This window comes from Allobosea lathyri (genome assembly GCF_900108245.1).
Lineage (GTDB): Bacteria > Pseudomonadota > Alphaproteobacteria > Rhizobiales > Beijerinckiaceae > Allobosea > Allobosea lathyri.
Genome location: NZ_FNUY01000001.1, coordinates 181567 through 200815, shown reverse-complemented (window position 1 = coordinate 200815; position 19249 = coordinate 181567). Strand labels below are relative to the sequence as shown.

General features: G+C 65.6%; 19 protein-coding genes. 9 read left to right on the top strand and 10 right to left on the bottom strand.

Annotation, left to right across the window (positions count from 1 at the left end; translation table 11 throughout):
* Positions 1–3: 3 nt before the first annotated feature.
* On the bottom strand, positions 4–1617 hold the full coding sequence (locus C4S73_RS00855) for an ABC transporter substrate-binding protein (RefSeq protein WP_103870588.1): 1614 nt from the start codon (positions 1615–1617) through the stop codon (positions 4–6).
* Positions 1618–1716: 99 nt separating this feature from the next.
* Here C4S73_RS00855 and C4S73_RS00850 point away from each other — a divergent pair, with 99 nt between their 5' ends.
* The 5 genes from C4S73_RS00850 (at position 1717) to C4S73_RS00830 (ending at position 6420) form a co-directional block, all read left to right on the top strand.
* Positions 1717–2589 carry a MurR/RpiR family transcriptional regulator gene (locus tag C4S73_RS00850; protein ID WP_103870587.1) on the top strand — a complete coding sequence of 291 codons (873 nt, stop codon included), beginning with the start codon at positions 1717–1719 and terminating at the stop codon, positions 2587–2589.
* Positions 2590–2614: 25 nt separating this feature from the next.
* Positions 2615–3517 carry a LysR family transcriptional regulator gene (locus C4S73_RS00845; protein WP_160115633.1) on the top strand — a complete coding sequence of 301 codons (903 nt, stop codon included), beginning with the start codon at positions 2615–2617 and terminating at the stop codon, positions 3515–3517.
* A 201-nt stretch (positions 3518–3718) separates the two neighbouring features.
* Positions 3719–4726, top strand: a complete 1008-nt coding sequence (locus C4S73_RS00840) for a Bug family tripartite tricarboxylate transporter substrate binding protein (protein WP_103870585.1) — start codon at positions 3719–3721, stop codon at positions 4724–4726.
* Between the two features lie 18 nt (positions 4727–4744).
* On the top strand, positions 4745–5779 hold the full coding sequence (locus C4S73_RS00835; protein WP_103870584.1) for a zinc-dependent alcohol dehydrogenase: 1035 nt from the start codon (positions 4745–4747) through the stop codon (positions 5777–5779).
* Positions 5776–6420 carry a DUF4286 family protein gene (locus tag C4S73_RS00830; RefSeq protein ID WP_103870583.1) on the top strand — a complete coding sequence of 215 codons (645 nt, stop codon included), beginning with the start codon at positions 5776–5778 and terminating at the stop codon, positions 6418–6420. The genes C4S73_RS00835 and C4S73_RS00830 overlap by 4 nt, the downstream gene beginning before the upstream one ends.
* Positions 6421–6442: 22 nt before the next feature.
* Here C4S73_RS00830 and C4S73_RS00825 read toward each other — a convergent pair whose 3' ends face one another.
* The 8 genes from C4S73_RS00825 to C4S73_RS00790 all read right to left on the bottom strand — a co-directional run bounded on the left by C4S73_RS00825 (position 6443) and on the right by C4S73_RS00790 (position 14498).
* A complete protein-coding gene (locus C4S73_RS00825) occupies positions 6443–7825 on the bottom strand; it encodes an aldehyde dehydrogenase family protein (protein ID WP_103871206.1) in 1383 nt (460 codons plus the stop codon).
* 15 nt (positions 7826–7840) lie between these two features.
* Positions 7841–9496 carry an acetolactate synthase large subunit gene (locus C4S73_RS00820; protein ID WP_103870582.1) on the bottom strand — a complete coding sequence of 552 codons (1656 nt, stop codon included), beginning with the start codon at positions 9494–9496 and terminating at the stop codon, positions 7841–7843.
* Positions 9497–9700: 204 nt separating this feature from the next.
* Complete coding sequence (locus C4S73_RS00815; RefSeq protein ID WP_244595386.1) at positions 9701–9991, bottom strand: hypothetical protein; 291 nt, start codon at positions 9989–9991, stop codon at positions 9701–9703.
* Positions 9992–10048: 57 nt separating this feature from the next.
* A complete protein-coding gene (locus tag C4S73_RS00810) occupies positions 10049–10252 on the bottom strand; it encodes a hypothetical protein (protein ID WP_146071238.1) in 204 nt (67 codons plus the stop codon).
* Positions 10253–10691: 439 nt separating this feature from the next.
* Positions 10692–12203 (bottom strand): tripartite tricarboxylate transporter permease, encoded by a 1512-nt coding sequence (locus tag C4S73_RS00805; protein WP_103870580.1) that lies wholly within the window; start codon positions 12201–12203, stop codon positions 10692–10694.
* Between the two features lie 7 nt (positions 12204–12210).
* Complete coding sequence (locus C4S73_RS00800) at positions 12211–12684, bottom strand: tripartite tricarboxylate transporter TctB family protein (RefSeq protein ID WP_103870579.1); 474 nt, start codon at positions 12682–12684, stop codon at positions 12211–12213.
* 100 nt (positions 12685–12784) lie between these two features.
* Positions 12785–13753 (bottom strand): tripartite tricarboxylate transporter substrate binding protein, encoded by a 969-nt coding sequence (locus C4S73_RS00795; RefSeq protein ID WP_103870578.1) that lies wholly within the window; start codon positions 13751–13753, stop codon positions 12785–12787.
* A gap of 28 nt (positions 13754–13781) precedes the next feature.
* Complete coding sequence (locus C4S73_RS00790) at positions 13782–14498, bottom strand: FadR/GntR family transcriptional regulator (RefSeq protein WP_103870577.1); 717 nt, start codon at positions 14496–14498, stop codon at positions 13782–13784.
* A 149-nt stretch (positions 14499–14647) separates the two neighbouring features.
* Here C4S73_RS00790 and C4S73_RS00785 point away from each other — a divergent pair, with 149 nt between their 5' ends.
* The 4 genes from C4S73_RS00785 to C4S73_RS00770 all read left to right on the top strand — a co-directional run bounded on the left by C4S73_RS00785 (position 14648) and on the right by C4S73_RS00770 (position 18417).
* Entirely contained in the window at positions 14648–15553 is a 906-nt protein-coding gene (locus tag C4S73_RS00785; protein WP_103870576.1) for a dihydrodipicolinate synthase family protein, read from the top strand.
* 93 nt (positions 15554–15646) lie between these two features.
* A complete protein-coding gene (locus C4S73_RS00780) occupies positions 15647–16360 on the top strand; it encodes a FadR/GntR family transcriptional regulator (protein WP_160115632.1) in 714 nt (237 codons plus the stop codon).
* Between the two features lie 10 nt (positions 16361–16370).
* Positions 16371–17060, top strand: coding sequence for an RraA family protein (locus C4S73_RS00775; RefSeq protein WP_103870574.1), 690 nt, complete (start codon positions 16371–16373; stop codon positions 17058–17060).
* A gap of 40 nt (positions 17061–17100) precedes the next feature.
* Complete coding sequence (locus C4S73_RS00770) at positions 17101–18417, top strand: MFS transporter (RefSeq protein ID WP_103870573.1); 1317 nt, start codon at positions 17101–17103, stop codon at positions 18415–18417.
* An 82-nt stretch (positions 18418–18499) separates the two neighbouring features.
* Here the strand turns inward: C4S73_RS00770 and C4S73_RS00765 are convergent, their stop codons facing one another.
* Positions 18500–19243: an SDR family NAD(P)-dependent oxidoreductase gene (locus C4S73_RS00765; RefSeq protein ID WP_103870572.1), complete on the bottom strand. Its 744-nt coding sequence runs from the start codon at positions 19241–19243 to the stop codon at positions 18500–18502.
* Positions 19244–19249 lie beyond the last annotated feature (6 nt).

The following is a 19249-nucleotide window of genomic DNA, read 5'->3' as shown; positions in this document are numbered from 1 at the left end:
TACTTAGTTGGCCACCGGCTTGACCGACATCGCCAGCATGTACTGGTCGGCGCGGCCGGTAACAGTGAGATTGGACTTGAAGGCCCAGATGCCGCTCTCGAAGTGCAGGGGAATGAAGGCACCGTCGGCGAGCACCAGCTTGGCGGCTTCCTGGAGGAGCTCCGCCCGCTTGGCATCGTCCAGCGTCGTCACCGCAGCGCGGATCACCTTGTCGAACTCGTCGTTCTTGTAGCCGCCATAATTGGAGCCGCCCAGCGTCTTGGCGTCGTTGGGGGTCGGCGGCCACTGGCGCAGGAAGGACGCGGCCTCGCCGGTGCCCGAACCCCAGCCGCCGAGCGCGACGCTGAATTCCTTCTTGGCGCGGCGCGGGAAATAGATCGCGCGCGTCATCGCATCGACCTCGGTCTTGATGCCGATCTGGGTCAGGTACTGCGCGACGGCCTGGGTGATCTGGCTGTCGTTGATGTAGCGGTCATTGGTCGCCGAGAGCGTCAGCTGGAAGCCCTTGGCATAGCCGGCCTCTGCCATCAGCTTCTTGGCTGCGGCGGGGTCATAGGCCAGTTTCGGCGGGTTCGGCAGCGTGCCGAACATGCCGGTCGGCAGGAACTGGTAGGCCGGCTCGGCCGCGCCATCCATGATGCGCTTGACGATGGCATCACGGTCGATGGCGAGCGACATCGCCTTGCGGACGCGCGCATCCTTGAGCGGGTTCTTGCCGTCCTCGGATTTGACGAACGGGCTCTGGTCGCGGGCGACGTCGAGCTGGAAGTACATCACGCGGGTCGAGGGCGTGATGACATGGCCGAAGCGCTTGTCGTCCTTGATGCGGCCGAGGTCGCGCGCCGCAGGGTTCTCGATCACATCGTAATCGCCGGCGAGCAGCCCGGCGAGGCGCGGGCCGGCATTGGTCACAGGCAGCAGGCGCACGGTTGCCCAAGGTTCGGCCGGACCCCAGTAGCTGGCATTGCGCTCGAGCTCGATCGCCGAGCCGCGCACATAGGATTTCAGCTTGTAGGGGCCGGTCCCGATCGCGAGGCTGCCGTCATTGAAGCCGTTCACTGTGGGCCAGGGACCGGTCACGCCGCAGTTCTTGGGAACGTCGTAGCTGATCGCGCCATGCTCGACGGTCGAGGCTGAGAGAATGCCGAGCGCCGAAAGCAGATTCGGCATCAGCGGCTCTGGATTGCTGGTGTTGATCACCAGCGTGTGGGCATCGGGCGCCTCGACAGAGGCGAAATTACCGGTGATGTCGGCGAAGGAGTCGGAGACCTTGGTCTCGTTCTTCAGCGTGCGGCAGAAGGTGAAGATCACGTCTTCCGCGGTAAACGGCTTGCCGTTCGAGAAGGTGACACCCTCGCGCAGCTTGAAGGTCCAGCGATTCTTGCCGTCGTTCTCCCAGGACTTGGCAAGGCCCGGATGCAGCTTCTGCATCTCGTCCTGGCGAACGAGGCTGTCGAAGATATGGGCGGCGAGCGCGTTGTTGGGCGTCAGGTCATGATAGTGGGGATCGACGGCCGTCGGCTCGGATGCGAGCGCGATGCGCAGGCTTTGCGCCCAGGCAGGAGCGCTCAGCAGGCTGGCGCCAAGCAGAATGGTGAGCAGCGCGCGATGACGCATCGGTTTTTCTCCGTTCCCCAGCAGTCATGATTTTTGACAGCTTTGTTTTCGCGGGCTAGCAAACATGAAAATAATCCGACGTCAATCAGCAGGAGAGCTATGTCCCGCGCCTTGAAGCCGACGACGGATCTGGCGAACCGCATTGCCCGGGTTTACCCCTCGCTCAGCAACGGCCATCGCAAAGCGGCTGATTTCGTTCTGCAAAATCCGCTGGATACGGCAACGATGACGATCGAGGGGCTCGCGGCGAAAAGCGGCACCTCGACTGCGACGGTGACGCGTTTCGTCCGCGCGCTCGGCTATCGCAGCTATGGCGATTTTCGTGTCTCGCTATCGGCCGCACTGAAATTCGCGATGGCGCCGGTCGAGAGCTTTGCCGGCGCACGGGCTGTCGCCGGTTCGGTCTTCTCGACGATGACGATCGCGCTGAAGGACGAGGCCGCCAATCTCGACGACGCCCTGTCCATGATGGACGAAGAGACCGTGAACCGCGCCGTTGCCGCGCTGCTCAAGGCGCGCCGCATCTTCATCGTCGGTTCGGGAGCAAGCCATCACATCGCGGCCTTTCTCGAAGACGGGCTGGCGCTCTATCTCGAAGCCGATGTGGTCTTCGCCGCCTCGCGCGGCGGGCCGGAGCGAGCGATCCGCCACATGCTGTCTGCGAGTCCGGACGACCTCGTCGTCGCGATCTCGATGCCGCGCTATTCCCGCACGACGCTGGACCTCGGCAATTTCGCCAGGAAGCGCGGCGCGCCGCTGCTGGCGATCACGGATGCACCTTCGTCGCCTCTGGCGGCCATTGCCGACATGACCCTGTTCGCCCCGGCGCGCAATCGCTTCCTGCCCAACTCGCCGACGGCAGCCTTTGCCGTGGCGGACGCGCTGATCACCACGCTGGCCCGCGAACGGCCCGATGCGGTCGAGGCCCTGCAGAGTCTCAGCGAGAGCCTGCTATGGACGTTCCACCACTGAAACCGCGCGAAGAGGAGGCGCCGCCATGCTGCTCACGCTGCGCCAGATCGAAGTCTTCCGGGCGCTGATGCGCTGCCGCACCGTGGTCGGCGCGGCCCGGGAACTGGGCATCGCCCAGCCGACCGTCACCAAGACGATTCGGCGCATCGAGGATGTCTGTGCCCTCGCTTTGTTCGACCGGCATGGCGGCAGGTTGGTGCCGACAGCCGAAGCTCACCGTTTGCAAGGCGAGGTCGCTCTGGCCTTCGAGCAGCTGGAAGGAGCGCTGGCGCGTGCCCTGCGCCTTGCACAGGCCGATGGCGGCTCGCTGCGCCTTGGCGCCTCGCCGAGCGTCGGGCGGGTGCTGGTCCCGCAAGCGGCCGCCGACCTGCTGAAGGAACATCCCAGCCTCAGCCTGCATGTCGACATTCTCTCTGTCAGCCAGGTCATGGACTATCTTCTGTCCGGACAGGGCGAATGCGCCGTCACCCTGTTTTCCATCCTGCATGCCGGCGTTCGCAGCGTTCCGGTGGCTCGCGCCGCGGTCATGGCGGTCGCCCCGCCGGGCTGGTTCGCGACCGAGACGGGGCCGATCGCGCCAGTTGCCCTGGCCGGGCGGCCGATCATCGTGTTCGAGCCGCAATCGGTGCATGGCGTCGCGGTCGACGCGGTCCTGCGCGCCGGCAACATCACACCGCAACGGACCCATGTCGTGCGCTTCGCCGAAACCGCGATCGGGCTGGCGGAGGCGGGAATCGGCATTGCGATCGTCGATGCGTTCAGCGCCCTGGCCGCCGACCGCACGAAAGTCTCGGTACGGCGGCTCGATCATCCGCCGCTCTACGAGGTCTATCTGCACCGGCAGATCGAGCGGGCGCGAAGCCGCCTGATCCAGCGCTTCGAGACGGCGCTGCGGCTTCAGGCCCAGATTCTCGGGGCCGGAGTATAGCCTCACGCTATGGATTGCGGCAAAAGCCGCGCTTGTGGCAGCTCCCGATCGGTGGCTCCCTAGAGTATCGGCCCGAAAAGTGGAATGCGGTTTTCGGAAGAAGCCGATGCGAAATCAAAGGTCTACAGCATCGGGCCGGATATTCGGTCCGATGCTGTAGGCTGAAGCAAGAATGACGAAGACGATCCGGGAGGATGAAGAATGCTGAATGATGGTCGCGGTGAATCCTCCGCAGTCCTGTCGCGCCGGCAGGCAATGGGCGCAGCGCTGGCTCTGCTCGCCACGGGTGCGGCCCGTCCCGTTCTCGCGCAGTCCTTTCCGACCCGTGCGATCCAGCTGATCGTTCCCTTCGCTGCAGGCGGCGGCGTCGATGTCGTTACGCGCGTGGTGGCGGAAGCCGCCGGCGACATCATCAAGCAGCGTTTCGTCATCGAGAACCGTGGCGGCGCCGGAACGGTCCTGGGCTCGCAGGCCGTCGCGAAGGCCGAGCCGGACGGCTACACCCTGCTCGCCGCGCCGACGACGATGGTGATCAACCCCGCCCTGCGCAGCAACCTGCCCTTCGACTGGAAGAGCGATCTCGTGCCGGTTGCGATGATCGCTACCCTGCCCTTCGTCGTCTCCGCGGGACTTAAGCTACCGGTCAAGACGATGAAGGAGCTCGAAGCGCTCGGCAAAACCCGTGGCGATCCGATCACCTTCGGGTCGGGCGGCGCCAATACGGTGGCGCATCTGGCCGGAGAGTTCTTTGGGCTGCTCTCCGGGGCCAAGGTCCAGCATGTCGCCTATCGCGGCGAGGCCCCTGCCCTCACCGACACGATCAGCGGCAATATCGATGTGATGTTCTCGACGCTGGCCGGAGCGTCCGGACAGGTCAAGGGCGGCACGCTGCGCGCGCTGGCCGTGACGACGGCGAAACGAACCAGCCTGCTGCCGGACGTGCCGACTGTGGCCGAACAGGGTTATGCCGGCTACGACCTTTCCGCCTGGGTCGCCCTGGTTGCGCCGAAGGGAACGCCTGCAGCCGTGGTCCAGGTTCTGAACGCAGCCGTCAACGCGGCCTTGGCCCGGCCGGCGGTTGCCGCAAGGCTGATCGAGATCGGCGCCGAGCCCGCGCCGGGCACGCCCGAAAGCCTTGCCGCCTTCATGGCCAAGGATGCCGAGACCTGGGCCGGCGTGATCAAGGCCGCCGGCATCAAGGCCGAGTAGCGGGCGGGAGAACGCACGATGCTTGCGCTGCGGAAACTCGCGCCTGAAGCCGGCCTTGCCTTGTGCGATGTCCCGGAGCCGGGGGCACCGCCGCCCGGCGAGGTCATCGTCAAGGTCGGCATGGCCGGCATCTGCGGCACCGATCTCCATGTCGCCGACTGGACGGCGGGTTATGCCGCGATGACGGAGGTAATGCCCGTGACGCTCGGGCATGAGTTCATGGGCACGGTCACGCAGCTGGGCGAAGGCGTCTCGACCATCCGAACGGGCGACCGGGTCGTGATCAGGCCTTCCGTCGTCTGCGGGAGGTGCGAGCGCTGCCGCAACGGGCGAGCGGAAGACTGCGTGACTCGGCGCGGCATCGGCATCATGCGCGATGGCGGCTTTGCGGCGCTGGCCGTGGTGCCGGCCGAGAATTGCGTGCCGGTGCCCGACGCCTTGGCCGATGGCCTGGCCGCACTGACCGAGCCCATGACGGTCTCGGCGGAAGCGGTCGACACCGCCGGCGTGAACCCCGGCGACACCGTCCTGATCATCGGGCCGGGCACAATCGGCCAGGGTGCGGCGCTCTTCGCGGAAGCCGCCGGCGCAGCACGCGTCGTCATCGCCGGACGTGACGATGCCGCCCGGCTGACCACTTTGCGCGCGATGGGCTTCGCGGATGTCGTCGACACCGGCGGCGGTTCGCTGCGCGAGGGGCTTGTTCGCGCCGGACTCCCTTTGAGCTATGATGCGATCATAGAAGCGGCAGGCGTACCGACACTTGTCGGCGAGGCGCTTGATCTGCTCGCTTTGCGCGGCGTCCTGACGATCTGCGGCATCCATCCAAAGCCGGCAACGGTCGATCTGACGGCGCTGGTTCGCCGCCACCAGCAGATACGCGGCAGCTATCGCGCGCCGCTGGCGACATGGCCGCGCGTGCTCGCCTATCTCGCGGACAACTCCGAGCGCGTGTCGAAGATGGTGACGGAGGAGGTTCCCCTCACCGAGGCGCTCGACGCCTTCGCCAGGGCCAAGAGCCGCTCCGCCTCCAAGATCATGTTGCGGCCATGAATTCCGATAGCGCCGCGAACGGGTGGGGGACGGCGTTCCTCGCCATCGCCAACACGGTCGATCCGGCGATGCGGGCCGCATACGAGGCCTGGCATACCTTCGAACACGTGCCCGAACGCCTGACGATGCCGGGTTTCATGGCCGGACGCCGCTTCGTGCAGGATCGCGGCGACGACCAGCATTACCTGACCCTCTACGATCTCGAAGGTCCCCAAGCGCTGGAGACCGCGGAGTACCTGCACCTTCTCGCCAACCCGACGCCAACCTCCCGGCAGATGCGCCCGCATATGGGCGCCTTCCAGCGCTTCGTCTATGGCGAACTGGCGCGGTTCGGCACCGGCTGCGGCCGCCATCTCGGCATCCTGCGCTGGGCGGCCCCGTCGGGGAACGAAGCCGCCGATCTCGCATCCCTTGCAGAGCTCATAGGCAATTCCGGCATCGTCTCGCTGCGGGTCGGCAGATTGCTGGAGACGCCCCCTCATCCCGCTTTTCCCGCCGACCCGGCATCGCAGCCCCATCGCATCGCCTTGGCGAGCGGGACGGACAGCGCGGGGCTGCGAACCGCGCTCCAAGAGATTGGAGGCGCTCTCGGCGGCGACGTTCTGGAACGCGGCGTCTACGACCTGATCGTCGCGTACTGAAACGCAGCGATCTCCGCGCGCATCAGGGCCGCGCCATCAGGATCATCTTCTCCTGCGCCATCTCGCGCATGGTGTAGGGGATGCCGCCGATGCCGTAGCCGGATTCGCGCCTGCCCGCGAAGGGCATCCAGTCGGTCCGGAACGCCGTCGGATCATTGATCATGACGGCGGAGGCATCGAGCCGGTTGGCGGCGCGCATGGCGATGTCGATATCCTGCGCGAAGACGCTGGCCTGAAAAGCGACCGGGAGCGAGTTCGCCTGTGCGATCGCCTCGTCCAGCTTCGCGTAGCGGTAGACGCAGATCACCGGCCCGAAGACCTCAAGCTGGGACACCTTCGCTTCGGGCGAAGGGTCGAGCAGCACGGTCGGCTCCAGCATCGTCTGCGAGATGCGTCCGCCGCCGATGGCGAGCCGGGCACCACCGCTCACGGCCTCGCCGACCCAACTCGCGATCCTGTCGGCCTCGCGCGGGTGGATCAGAGGGCCGACCTCGGTATCGGCCAGGGTGGGGTCGCCAACACGCAGCTTGGCAACGCGCGCGACGAGAGCCTGCGTGAAGTTGTCGGCGATGTCGTCGTGAACGAAAAGGCGCTGGGTGGACACGCAGACCTGCCCGGCATGGTAGTAGCCGCCCTTCACGATCGGCTCGATGATCTTGCCGAGATCGGCGCTGCGGTCGACGATGGCCGGTGCTGCTCCGCCATGCTCCAGCGCCGAGCGCGCGCCATGGGCCAGCTTGCTGTGCAGATACCAGCCGACCTTCGCCGACCCGATGAAACTGAGAAAGCCGATGCGCCAGTCTGTCGCCAGTTTCTCGGCGAGTTCGGTGCTTTCGGGAATGAAGGTCTGGCACCAGCCCTCGGGCAGGCCGGCCTCCTGAACGAGCGCGACGAAATCCCGGCATGACAGCGGCGTCGTGCCCGCCGGCTTGATGATGACCGGGCAGCCCACAGCGATTGCCGGCGCGACCTGATGCACGATCAGGTTCAGCGGGTGGTTGAAGGCGGAAATCGCCGCGACGATGCCGATCGGCTCCCGGGTGGTGAAGGCCCAGCGGTTGGCAGCCGCCGCTGAGAGCCCCATCGGGATTTCGCGACCGGCGAAATTGCGCAGCTCGTCGGCGGCATTGTGGACGCCATCAATGGCGCGGGTGGTCTCGACGATGGCGTCGGTTAGCGGCTTGCCGCCCTCACGCGCGATCTGCATCGCGAAATGATCGCGCCGCGCTTCGAGCAGCCCGGCGAGCCGGCGCAGCACGGCGATGCGTTCATAGGGTTTCAGCCAATGGTCGCGATCGCGAAACACGCGCTCGGCCGCCTGAAGCTTCGCTTCGAGTGCAGCCTCGCCATCGGTTTCGATCTCGGCGATCGGTGCGCGATCGAAGGCTTGAACGACCTGCAGCATCGTCATTCTCCTGCTTCAGGCGAGTTCGACGTTGGGCGTGCGGTTGCGCAGCTCTTCGACGAGGACGCGGGTGTTCTCGGAATAGTCGATCGGCACCTCGACAAGGTGGACGCCGCCGCCCTTGAAGGCCGCCTCGAGCGTCGGTGCGAGTTCCTCGACTGCCGTGACCCGCGAGCCTTTTGCGCCATAGGCCTCGGCATAGCGGACGAAATCGGGGTTGCCGAAACTCATGCCGAAATCCGGGAAACCATCGACCGCCTGTTTCCAGCGGATCATGCCATAGGCGTTGTCGTTGAGGATGACGACGACGAGGTTGAGCCCCAGGCGGACCGCCGTCTCCATCTCCTGCGAGTTCATCATGAAGCCGCCATCGCCGCAGACGGCCATGACGCGGCGCTCGGGGTAGAGCATCGCCGCCATCATCGCCGATGGCAGCCCTGCCCCCATCGTCGCCAGCGCATTGTCGAGCAGCAGCGTGTTGGCGACATGGGTGCGGTAGTTCCGGGCGAACCAGATCTTGTACATGCCGTTATCGAGGCAGACGATGCCGTCCTCCGGCATGACCTGGCGAACGTCATGGACGATGCGCTGCGGCGTGATCGGAAAGCGATCCTCGTCGGCGCGGTCGTTAAGCCGTTCGAGGATTTTCTGGCGCAGGCCCAGCAGCGTCTGGTCGGGGTCGAGCTTGCCGCCGAGCCTGTCGGCGAGCGCCGTGACGGTTGCGCCGATGTCGCCGATGACCTCGGCATCGGGGTGATAGACCTGCTCCACATTGGCGGAGATGTAGCCGATATGGACGACTTTCGGGCCACCGGCGCTCTTCATCAGGAAGGGCGGCTTCTCCACCGTGTCGTGGCCGATGGAGATGATCAGATCGGCCCGGTCGACGGCCTCGTGAACATAGTCCTTCTCCGACAGGGCGGCCGTTCCGACATAGAGATTGGAGCCGCCGGTGACCGCGCCCTTGCCCATCTGCGTATTGAAGAACGGCAATCGCGTGCGGCGCACGAAGGCCGACAGCGCCTCGACCAGCCGCGGCCGGTTGCCGGCCGCGCCGATCATGATGAGCGGACGCTTCGCGCTGAGGATCAACGCCGCCGCGCGATCGAGCGCAGCCGCCTGCGCCACCGGCCGCTCGAGCGGGTGAAGCGGAATGACCGGCGCGTCATCGATCTCCTCGGCGGCGACATCTTCGGGCAGTTCGAGATGCACGGGCCCCGGTCGCTCCTCCATCGCGACCCGGAATGCATCGCGCACCACCGAGGGAATGCTGGCGACGCTGACGATCTGGCGCGTCATCTTGGTCAGCGGCTTCATCGAGGCGACGACATCGACGATCTGGAAGCGCGCCTGCTTGGCGGTCATGATCGCCTTCTGGCCGGTGATCATGATCATCGGCATGGCGCCGAGATGCGCATAGGCCGCGCCGGTCGAAAAGTTCAAGGCGCCCGGCCCGAGCGTCGCGATGCAGACGCCGGGCTTGCCGGTCAGCCGGCCATGTGTCGCTGCCATGAAGGCGGCCGCCTGTTCGTGCCGCGTCAGAACAAGCTGGATCGAGGATGTCCGAAGGGACTCGACGACATCCAGGTTTTCCTCGCCCGGCACGCCGAAAATGCGGTCGACACCCTCATTCTCAAGCGCGGCGATAAGAACGTCGGAGCCCTTTGGCATAGCTCGTAACCCTTCGTGATCGCGCGGCGCCCGCAGGCCCTGGCGTTGCAAGCTGCCACAGCGCCCGGGATTTTTCCACGTGGCAATTGCTTGCACATGCCCCCTTGCGGTCGGCTCATTGTGCCTGGGAAGAGCTGTCCTCTATCGTGGCCGAGCAAGACCTTGAGAGCCACCGTCCTCCGTCAAGCGAAATCGCACCGACGTCTAGCGAGGCGTCGCTGGCCGATGCGCCATCTGATCCGCGGGAGCCAGTTGCTCTGCTTCGAGATGCCCTGCTTCGAATACCTGCCCCAAAGATACCACCGCATCGTCGGGCGCACAGCAGACGGCACCAGGAGCGTGATCGCTTTCGAACACCGCGAAATGAACCGCCGAATCCCGGTCGGTAAACAGGCCGCCCACCAGCCCCTTCTGATCGCATACGACCCACCGGCCCTGACTATCCCGGCCGATGACGAAGCGGCTGTCACCGGAGGGAGGAAAGGATTTCTGCATTGCGGTAGTCATAACGCCCGACTTTCCCTGGAAAACGGCTCTCCGGCGCGCAAAGCGTCAGCTGGCGGCCCATAGGACGAGCGCCACGGCACCCAGGGCCGAGGCAACCGCAAGGCCGGTGCGCACGAGCATTCCAAGCTCCTCGCGATCCGATGCCGACGGCCCGCCCGACCTTCGCTGACGCGTGCGGATCGCCGCCTTCGCATCCTGGGATTGCTGCAGTTGTTGCGCGAGGTAATACATGCCTAAGCGATGGATCATGTCGGCGTTTCCTTCTGCCATGAACCTATCAACGCACTCATATCTTTTCGATTGGAGACCAAAGGTCTGAAAATATGATTGTCATAGGCATCCGCGCGTAGAGCCGCGGCTCAGGCCGGCCACTTTACTGGATGCGCCACACAGTCCCGGTCCTGCTCCGCGAGACAGCTTCCAGCGCCAGACGCACGGCGATGGCCGCCTCGGCCGTCGCCATGGTCAGCGGCAGTCGGACGTCCGGAGAGGTGCATGGACACCGCCCTCCGGGCCGGCGCTTGCTGCCACGAGACTGTTTGAGAATTCAGCCGTCATCCTGAGGAGCCGCGAAACGCGTCTCGAAGGATGGTTCAGGTGGCGCCCGAACGATCTGGAACATCCTTCGAGCCCCCTCATCCTGACGAATTCCTCAGGATGAGGGCTGCAGGAATCACCGATCAAGCTCTCAGAGATCCTGAGGTGTCGGCCTGGGTGCAGCGCGCGTCGGACGCAGCGCGGCGATAATCGTCCAGGCCATGATACCGATCGTGATCGCGGCCAATACCGCTGCGATGGGCCGGTTGAACAGCCCGATCAGGCTACCATCCGACTTGATCATCGAGTTGATGAAATACTCCTCCAGCAGCGGCCCGAGCACGACGCCGAGAATGACCGGCGCGACGGGAAAGCCGTTCTCCTCCATCACGAAGGCGAGCACGCCGAAACCAAGCATCAGGCCGACATCGAAAAGCGAGTTGTTGATCGCGTAGGAACCGACGATGGCGAAGAGCAGGATGATCGGCATCAGCACCTTTCGCGGCACCTGCAATACGCGCGAGGCGACCTTGATGATCGCCCAGCCGAGCGGCAGCATCAGCAGGTTGGCGATGACGAAGACCAGGAATAGCGCGTAGACGTTCTCGGGATTGTTGACGAAGATCGTCGGCCCCGGCGCCATGTTCTTCATCATCAGCACGCCGATGGCGATCGCCGTGATCGAGTCGCCGGGAATGCCAAAGACAAGCGCGGGGATCCAGGCGCCGGCGAGCGAGGAGTTGTTGGAGGCGCCGGCCTCGATCAGGCCTTCGGGGTGGCCGGTGCCGAACTTCTCCGGCGTCTTCGAGAAGCGCTTGCTCATGGCGTAGGACATCCAGGCCGCCATGTCGGCGCCGCTGCCGGGCTGGATGCCGACCACGGTCCCGAGCGCACTGCCGCGAACGAGCTGCCACGGGTATTGCTTGGTCAGCCGCCACATATTGGCGAAGATCGGACCCATCTTCTTGATCGCGACCTGCGGCGCGCTGCCGTCGCTGATCATGTGGCGCATGACCTCGGAGCAGGCGAACATGCCGACCATCATCGGGATCAGCGAGACGCCGCCGAGCATTTCCGTCGACTCGAAGGTGAAGCGCGGCTGGCCGGCCGGGTTGTTCATGCCGACCATGGCGAGCATCAGCCCGATCAATAGCGCGATGCAGGCCTTGAGCGGGGAGGAAGAGCCGATGAAGACCGCGCCACCGAGGCCCAGCATCACGATCCAGAAGAATTCGACGGAGCCGAAGCCGAGCGCGAAATCGGCGATTGCGGGTGAGGCAACCATCATCACCGCCGTGCCGAACAGGCCGCCGATGACCGAGAACCAGAGGCAGATCCCCAAGGCCATTTCGGGCTCGCCGCGCAGTGTCATCTGGTAGGAATCGTCGACATAGGCCGCAGAGGCGGGTGTGCCGGGAATGCGCAGCAGGCAACCGGGAATGTCGCCGGAGAAGATCGCCATCGTGCTGGTGGTGACGATCGCAGCGATCGCGGGCACCGGCGGCATGAAGAAGGTCAGCGGCACGAGCAGCGCGGTCGCCATCGTGGCCGAAAGACCGGGAATGCAGCCGACGATAAGACCGTAGATCGCCGAGGCGACGATGACGGCAAGCACATAGGGATCGAGCACCATCCCCAGCGCTGTCACATAGGCATCGAGCATGGCGGCCTCACCAACGGATGGGTTCGAGCAGGCCCCAGGGCAATTGCACGCCGAGGCCGAGATAGAAGATCGCGTGCATCGCCAGCGCCGACGCCAATGCGAGCGCGATGGCGAGCGCGGGCTTCACGCCGCCGGCCAGGAACAGGGCCAGCAGGACGAGCGGCGCAACGATCAGGAAGCCGAGCGTTTCGGCGAAGGCGATGTAGAAGATGACCGCGACCGGCACGAGCAGCAGCCGCAGCACCGGCGCTGCACTGCGTGCCCAGTCTGCTCGCGTAAACAGCGGGCCACGCTCGACCACACGGCTGCCGGTGGTCGCCAGGATCACGGCGCAAAGCGCCAGCAGCCCGGCGAGGATCAGCGGGAAGGCCGAAGGTCCGAGCGGCTGCTGTGCCGGATTGGGCAGGTTCCAGGCGGCAGAGGCCACCAGCGCGGACAGGACCAGCAAGGCCAGTCCGGCGAAAACATCGTTGAACTTCATGCGGACCGATCCGGCGCAAGAATGGAAGGTGGTGAAGACGCGGCATGCATCGCCGCGTCCTGTCAGGCTCCGGCTGCTGCCGGCGTATCGTCGGGCGGGGCTACTGGCGCAGGCGCAGGCCGAGCGCGCTCATGATCTCGCCGTTCTGCTTGTGCTGCGCCGCCAGGAATTCGCCGAAAGCGGGCCCCTTGGCGTAGGCGTAGCCGAAGCCGCGATCGGCCAGGAAGGTCTTGTAGGCGTCGGAATTGGCGACCTTCTCGGCGGCCTCGACGAGGCGGGCCGTGATGTCGGCCGGCAGGCCGGCGGGCGCCGCGAGGCCGCGCCAGGTGCCGCCTTCATAATCCTTGCCGATCGCCTGCTTGACGGTGGGAACCGCCGGAAAGGCACCGATCGGCTCCTTGGACATCACGGCCAGCGACTTGACGCGACCGGCATCGATCATCGGCTTGCCCTCCGGCAGCGAGGACGGGACGACCTGCACGCCACCCGAAGCGAGCTCCTGGAAACCGGGCGCTGCGCCCTGGCTGGGGACGACGACCACGGCCTTGGGATCGATACCCTCGAGCTGCAGCAGGCCGGCGAAGGCGAGGTGGTAGGCTGCGCCTGCCGCCATGCCAGACATCTTGTAGCGGCCGACCGGCTGCTTCTTGATGTCGTCGAGCGCGGCGCGGAGGTTCGTCCATGGGCTGTCGGAGCCGACGTTGAAGGCGGCGGAATCGAAATTCACCAGCGCGATCGGCGTCAGCTTTTCATAGGTGAAGGGCGCGGTGTTCGACCAGTAGAAGGTCGTGACCTCGGCAGTGGCGAGGCCGATCGTGTAGCCATCCGGCTTGGCGTTGACCATCTCGGTATGGCCGACGACACCGCCGCCGCCGGTGCGGTTGACGACGTTGACCGGCTTGCCGAGCTCCTTCTCCAGGCCGGCTGCGAGAATGCGTGCGACGGCATCGGTGCCGCCACCGGCTGCCCAGGGCACGACGAGCGTTACAGGCCGCTCTGGCCAGGCGGCCGAGGCAGAGAAGCCTGTCGCCGTCATCATGGCGGCGACCATCATCGTCTTGAATTTCATGGCGTTTCTCCCGTTTTTTGACGTTTTGTTACCGAGTTTGCGGAGGCGGAATAAGCTCTCCTGAAAGCAGGTGCCTGTGCGTGTAGCCGAGCAGGATTTCCATGGCCCGGCGGGCGCGGGCCGGATCGTGAGCGGCGATGGCCTCGGCCACGGCAGCATGGTTGGGCAGGTTGCCGGCGAAGACACCGACCGTGATGTCGAAGACGGCGCTGAGGATGGCGTCGATCGCGCCGCGGAAGCTGCGCAGCACCGGATTGTGGGTGGCCTCTAGCACTGCGAGGTGAAAGGCCTTGTCGGCGGCGATCGCGGCCTGCGGATCATGCTGCCCGGCCTCCATCGCCGCGAGCGCGGCGTCGATGCGGGCGCAATCCTCGGGCGTGGCGCGCGCGGCGGCCAGGGCGGCAGCAGCGGGCTCGATGATCGCGCGTGTTTCCTCGAGCGCCGCGAGCAGCGCGGGGTCGAGCCCGCCACCCGTGCGCAGCCAGCCGAGCACATCGCGATCGAGCAGCGACCAGTCATGGAGCGGGCGGACATGGGTGCCGTGGCGCGGCCGGACGCTGACGAGCCCCTTCGCGGCGAGCGTCTTGATGGCCTCGCGCACGACGCTGCGCCCGACGCCGTAATGCGCTTCGAGTTCGTGCTCCGGCGGCAGGGCCATCCCGGGCTCGATCTCGCCACGCACGATAGCGGCCCCAAGCGTGGAGACCATCGCGCCGATCTTTCCGGGCTTCACACCGCGCTGCATGCCTGTCCTGCGTCTCCCTGCCGGCAGCGACCTTTCCGCCGACGGCGAGGGAAACTGCCATGCTCGGGGCTTGCGCGCAACCATTCATCTGATGTTTAACATCAGATGTTCGAAACGCTTTACGACCGGCACGCCAGAGGGAACTAAAGATGGGCTTCAAGCCGCCATTTGCGGGCATTCATGCCATGGCCTACGCCCTATTCGATGCCCAGGAACGGCTTGATCGCGCGGCCATGCGGCGCCAGACCGAGCTTTGCCTGGCGCTCGGCGTGCATGGCATGGCAGCGCTGGGGCTTGCGACGGAGGTCTCGAAGCTCACCCAGGCCGAGCGCCGCACCACAATGGAATGGGTCGCCGAGGATACCGCCGGACGCGTGCCGCTGGCCTTCACGATTTTCGGATCGTCGGTCGCCGAACAGATCGAACAGGTTCATGCCGCCGCAGCCGCGAAGGCGGACTGGGTTATTCTGCAGCCGCCTATGGTCGGTACTTTCGGCGCGCTTGAATACATCCGCTTTTTTGGTCGCGTGGCGGACGCGACCACCCTCCCCGTCGCGATCCAGAATGCGCCGGCCTATATGGGACGCGGCCTTTCGGCCGAGGACATTCGCGATCTGGTGAGCCAGCATCCCAATATCAGCCTGGTCAAGGGCGAGGGAGCGGCGGTCGAGATCAAGCCGCTGATCGCGCTGACCGAAGGGCGCCTGCCGGTCTTCAACGGCCGCGGCGGCCTCGAACTGCTCGACAATCTGCGTGCCGGATGCGCCGGTCTGATCCTGGCACCGGACACGATCGACCATGCGCTGCGGGCCTATAATCGCTTTGCCGCCGGCGACGAGGCCGGGGCCGAGGCAGCCTATCGCGAGGCCCTGCCGACGATCGTCTTCATCATGCAATCGATCGAGAGCCTGCTCTGCTATGGCAAGCGCATCTTCGCAGCGCGCGCCGGCCTGACGATCCACGACCGGGCGCCGGCCCTGCGCCCGACGGTGTTCGGCGAGGATCTGGTGAAACGCCATGCGACACAGCTCGGGCCGTATCCCTCGGGCATATGACCACTTCCGGCCCAAGCGCCAAGTCATCGCAAACCTGTATTACAGGTTGACAGGTAAGCTTCACCGGGCTTGATTGCCCGGATGAACGAACCCGTGCCCAGCCTCGATCAGATCCGGCAGATTAAAATCTCGGATCAGGTCGCGAGCTACATCGTGCAACTGATCGCCGATGGGCAGCTCGCGCCCGGCGACGATCTGCCGAGCGAGAGCGAGCTGGCCCGCCGTTTCGGCGTCGGCCGTCCGGCGGTGCGCGAGGCGACGAATGCGCTGGCGGGCCGTGGGCTCATCGCCATCACCAGTGGCCGGGGCCCGAAAGTCCTGCCGCTAACGAAGGGCTCCTTCGCCGACCTGTTCACCCATGGCCTCGCCACGCGCCAGGTCTCGATGATCCAGGTTCTGGATGTGCGCCGGGGGCTGGAAGAGGTCGCAGCCGAGCTCGCGGCCCTGAACCGCACCGAGGACGAGGCCGCCACCCTGCGCGATCTCGCCGACCTGATGGTCGAGGCCCATGGCGACGTCTCGCGCTTCTCGCCGATCGACGTGCTGTTCCATCGCACGCTGGCAGTAGCAACCCGCAACATCCTGCTGTCGTCGATGCTGTCGGGGATTGCCGACGTCGCCCGCGAATCCACGCGGACCGGGCTGGCATATGCCCGCACCGACGCGGAATGGGATGTCATCCTCGCCGTTCACCGCAACACGGCCGCCGCTGTGATCGCCGGCGATGCCGCCGGCGCAAGACGGCACATGGCCACCCATTTCGATTCCGCCCTGGGCCGCCTCAGGCGTGGCCCCCAGACCAACTAAGGACAATCCGATGACCAACACGATCGCCGGGCCCGACGCGGCCCTGTTCGAGCAAATCCGTTCGCAGCTCTATACCGCCGTGCTCGGCGACGTGATGGATGTGATCGGGCTCACCCAGCAGTTCCTGCCGCCGGAAATTCGGGCGCTGGTTCCCGGCACCGTCATCGCCGGCCGGGCCATGACCGTGCAGGAGGCCGATTGTGCCGTGGATGCCGGCAGCCGCAGCAAGGCCGAGCCCTTCGGCCTGATGTTCGAGGCCCTCGACGACCTGAAGCCCGGCGAGATCTATATCTGCACCGGCTCCTCCCCGACCTATGCCCTGTGGGGCGGCCTGATGAGCACGCGCGCCCGTTCGCTGGGCGCGACCGGCGCGGTTCTCGACGGCTATCATCGCGACACCCGCGAAATCCTCGAACTTCAGTTCCCTGTTTTTTCGGCCGGCAGCTATGCGCAGGACCAGCGTGTGCGTGGCCGCGTCATCGACTATCGCTGCCCGATCGCCTTCCGGAACGGCTGCCGCGTCAACAGCGGCGACCTTGTCGTGGGCGATATCGACGGTGTCGTGGTCGTTCCGGCGGCCCGCGAACAGGAGATTCTGGCAGCTGCCTTCGCCAAGGTGCAAGGCGAGGACAGCGTGCGGGACATGATCCTGGCCGGGGAGACGACCGTCGAGATCTTCAACAAGACCGGCATCATGTGACCGGTCGGCCAGACCGGAATTCTATGGGAATGAAGACGATATGCTGAACGTTGCCGACAAGGCCGGCCTGCAGGCCGCGAAGACCGCAAACGTCCGCAAGGCCGTTGCGGCCGCGACCGTGGGAACGGTGATCGAATGGTATGACTACGCCCTTTACGGCGCGGCCTCCGGGCTGATCATCAACAAGCTGTTCTTCCCGACGCTGTCGCCGCTCAGCGGCGTCCTGGCCGCCTTCGCCACCTTCGCGGTCGGCTATTTCATCCGTCCGCTCGGCGGCATCGTCATCTCCCATATCGGCGACAAGATCGGCCGCAAGCCGGCGCTGATCCTGACCATCGCCCTGATGGGCCTGGCGACGGTCGGCATGGGCCTGCTGCCTACCTATGCGCAGGTCGGCGCGCTGGCTCCGATCCTGCTCGTGCTGATGCGCCTGCTTCAGGGCTTCGGCGCTGGCGCCGAGCTGGCCGGTGCGATCGTCCTCGTTGCGGAATACGCGCCGCCTGGACGCCGCGCCTTCTACACTTCGCTGCCCAACGCGGCGACGCTGGTCGGTATCATGCTCGCGACAGCGGCCTTCCTCGGCATTTCCTATCTTCCCGAGGAAACGCTGCTCGGCTGGGCCTGGCGCATCCCGTTCCTGGTGTCGGGCGTGCTGTTCATCGTCGCGCTCTACATCCGCAAGCATCTCGACGAGACGCCGGAATATGTCGCGGCGATGTCGCGCGCCCAGGAGACCAAGCATGAGCAGAAGGTTCCCCTCAAGGAACTGATGCGCGAAAGCCCCAAAGAGGTGCTGTTCGGCTTCCTGTCTGTCACCGGCCACAACGCCAACGCCTATATCCTCAGCGCGTTCTCGATCAGCTACATGACGAACACGGTAGGCATGACCCGGCCCGACAGCCTGATCGCCGTGACCTTCGCGTCGCTTTGCGGCATCATCGGCGTGCCGCTGATGGGGCTTCTGGCGGATCGCATCGGCAGCGCCAAGGTCTATATCGGCGGTGCCGCCTTCGTCTTCCTGTTGTCCTACCCGCTGTTCATGATGCTCGACACCGGCAGCATCTACTGGGCCGCGTTCGGGATGAGCCTGGGATATGGCATCGGCTTCGGGGCCATGGCCGGCGCGCAAGGCGCCTTCCTCTCCAACCTGTTCCCGACACGCTATCGCTTCTCCGGCCTTGCCATGTCGCGGGAGCTCAATGGCGTGCTCGTGGCGGGGCCGACGCCTCTGATCGCATCGGCCCTGGTCGCTGCGGCGGACGGTAAGCCGACGCTGGTCGCGGCCTATCTGATGGTCTGCTGCGCCCTGACGGTCATCGCCGTGCTGATCATCCAGAACCGCTCGGTCCACGAGTGACAGCAACGGAGCGGATGGGAAATCCGCCCCGGTTCAATATTTTTCGGCCGCTCCGCCTCAGGACGGAGCGGCTGAAACAGCCTCAATGGATGTGCTGCCCGCCATTGACGTCGATTGAGGCTCCGGTGATGTAGCTCGACATGTCCGAGGCCAGGAACAGGCAGGCGGATGCGATATCGTCGGGAACTCCGAAGCGACCCAGCGGAATGGTTGCCGTGACGCTCGCCCTCAATTCGGGACTGTAGCCGTTCTCGGTCATTGCGGTGTCGACGACGCCGGGATTGACGGCGTTCACGCGGATACCCGCAGGCCCCAACTCGCGCGCCATCGACTTGGCGAGAGCAAGGATGCCGCCCTTCGAAGCGGCATAATGGGGCCCGCCCATCAGTCCGCCGCCGCGCTGTGCCGCGATCGAGGCGATGAACATGATCGATCCACCCGCCCCCATCAGCGGCAGGATTTCCTGCGAGACCTGAAGAGCTCCGCGCAGATTGACGTCCAGCACGAAGTCGTAGTCCTCAGGTGTGACCTGCGCGATGCGGCGCGTCTGCACGACACCGGCATTGTTCAGGAGGACGTCGACCTGGCCCCATTGTGTCTTGATGCGCTGCGCGGCCTCCCGGCAGGCATCCTGCGACCTGACATCGACCTTCAGCGCCAGGACGTTCTCGCGGATCTGGGCCGCAGCCTCGTCGAGCGCGCTTTGGTCGACATCCAGTATGGCAACCTTGGCGCCGTGGGCCGCGAACATCCGCGCTGCCGCGAAACCGATCGATTTTACATTGCCGCCGCCGGTGACGACCGCGACCTTGTTCGACAAAAGCATCTCTAA

Bases quoted from the DNA above. Each gene is read 5' to 3' on its own strand.
- C4S73_RS00765 (WP_103870572.1), bottom strand. From the start codon at position 19,243: ATGCTTTTGTCGAACAAGGTCGCGGTCGTCACCGGCGGCGGCAATGTA.
- C4S73_RS00845 (WP_160115633.1), top strand. From the start codon at position 2,615: ATGCTGCTCACGCTGCGCCAGATCGAAGTCTTCCGGGCGCTGATGCGC.
- C4S73_RS00770 (WP_103870573.1), top strand. From the start codon at position 17,101: ATGCTGAACGTTGCCGACAAGGCCGGCCTGCAGGCCGCGAAGACCGCA.
- C4S73_RS00815 (WP_244595386.1), bottom strand. From the start codon at position 9,991: ATGCAGAAATCCTTTCCTCCCTCCGGTGACAGCCGCTTCGTCATCGGC.
- C4S73_RS00825 (WP_103871206.1), bottom strand. From the start codon at position 7,825: ATGCTGCAGGTCGTTCAAGCCTTCGATCGCGCACCGATCGCCGAGATC.
- C4S73_RS00795 (WP_103870578.1), bottom strand. From the start codon at position 13,753: ATGAAATTCAAGACGATGATGGTCGCCGCCATGATGACGGCGACAGGC.
- C4S73_RS00775 (WP_103870574.1), top strand. From the start codon at position 16,371: ATGACCAACACGATCGCCGGGCCCGACGCGGCCCTGTTCGAGCAAATC.
- C4S73_RS00850 (WP_103870587.1), top strand. From the start codon at position 1,717: ATGTCCCGCGCCTTGAAGCCGACGACGGATCTGGCGAACCGCATTGCC.
- C4S73_RS00790 (WP_103870577.1), bottom strand. From the start codon at position 14,498: ATGCAGCGCGGTGTGAAGCCCGGAAAGATCGGCGCGATGGTCTCCACG.
- C4S73_RS00840 (WP_103870585.1), top strand. From the start codon at position 3,719: ATGCTGAATGATGGTCGCGGTGAATCCTCCGCAGTCCTGTCGCGCCGG.
- C4S73_RS00785 (WP_103870576.1), top strand. From the start codon at position 14,648: ATGGGCTTCAAGCCGCCATTTGCGGGCATTCATGCCATGGCCTACGCC.
- C4S73_RS00800 (WP_103870579.1), bottom strand. From the start codon at position 12,684: ATGAAGTTCAACGATGTTTTCGCCGGACTGGCCTTGCTGGTCCTGTCC.
- C4S73_RS00805 (WP_103870580.1), bottom strand. From the start codon at position 12,203: ATGCTCGATGCCTATGTGACAGCGCTGGGGATGGTGCTCGATCCCTAT.
- C4S73_RS00835 (WP_103870584.1), top strand. From the start codon at position 4,745: ATGCTTGCGCTGCGGAAACTCGCGCCTGAAGCCGGCCTTGCCTTGTGC.
- C4S73_RS00830 (WP_103870583.1), top strand. From the start codon at position 5,776: ATGAATTCCGATAGCGCCGCGAACGGGTGGGGGACGGCGTTCCTCGCC.
- C4S73_RS00820 (WP_103870582.1), bottom strand. From the start codon at position 9,496: ATGCCAAAGGGCTCCGACGTTCTTATCGCCGCGCTTGAGAATGAGGGT.
- C4S73_RS00810 (WP_146071238.1), bottom strand. From the start codon at position 10,252: ATGATCCATCGCTTAGGCATGTATTACCTCGCGCAACAACTGCAGCAA.
- C4S73_RS00855 (WP_103870588.1), bottom strand. From the start codon at position 1,617: ATGCGTCATCGCGCGCTGCTCACCATTCTGCTTGGCGCCAGCCTGCTG.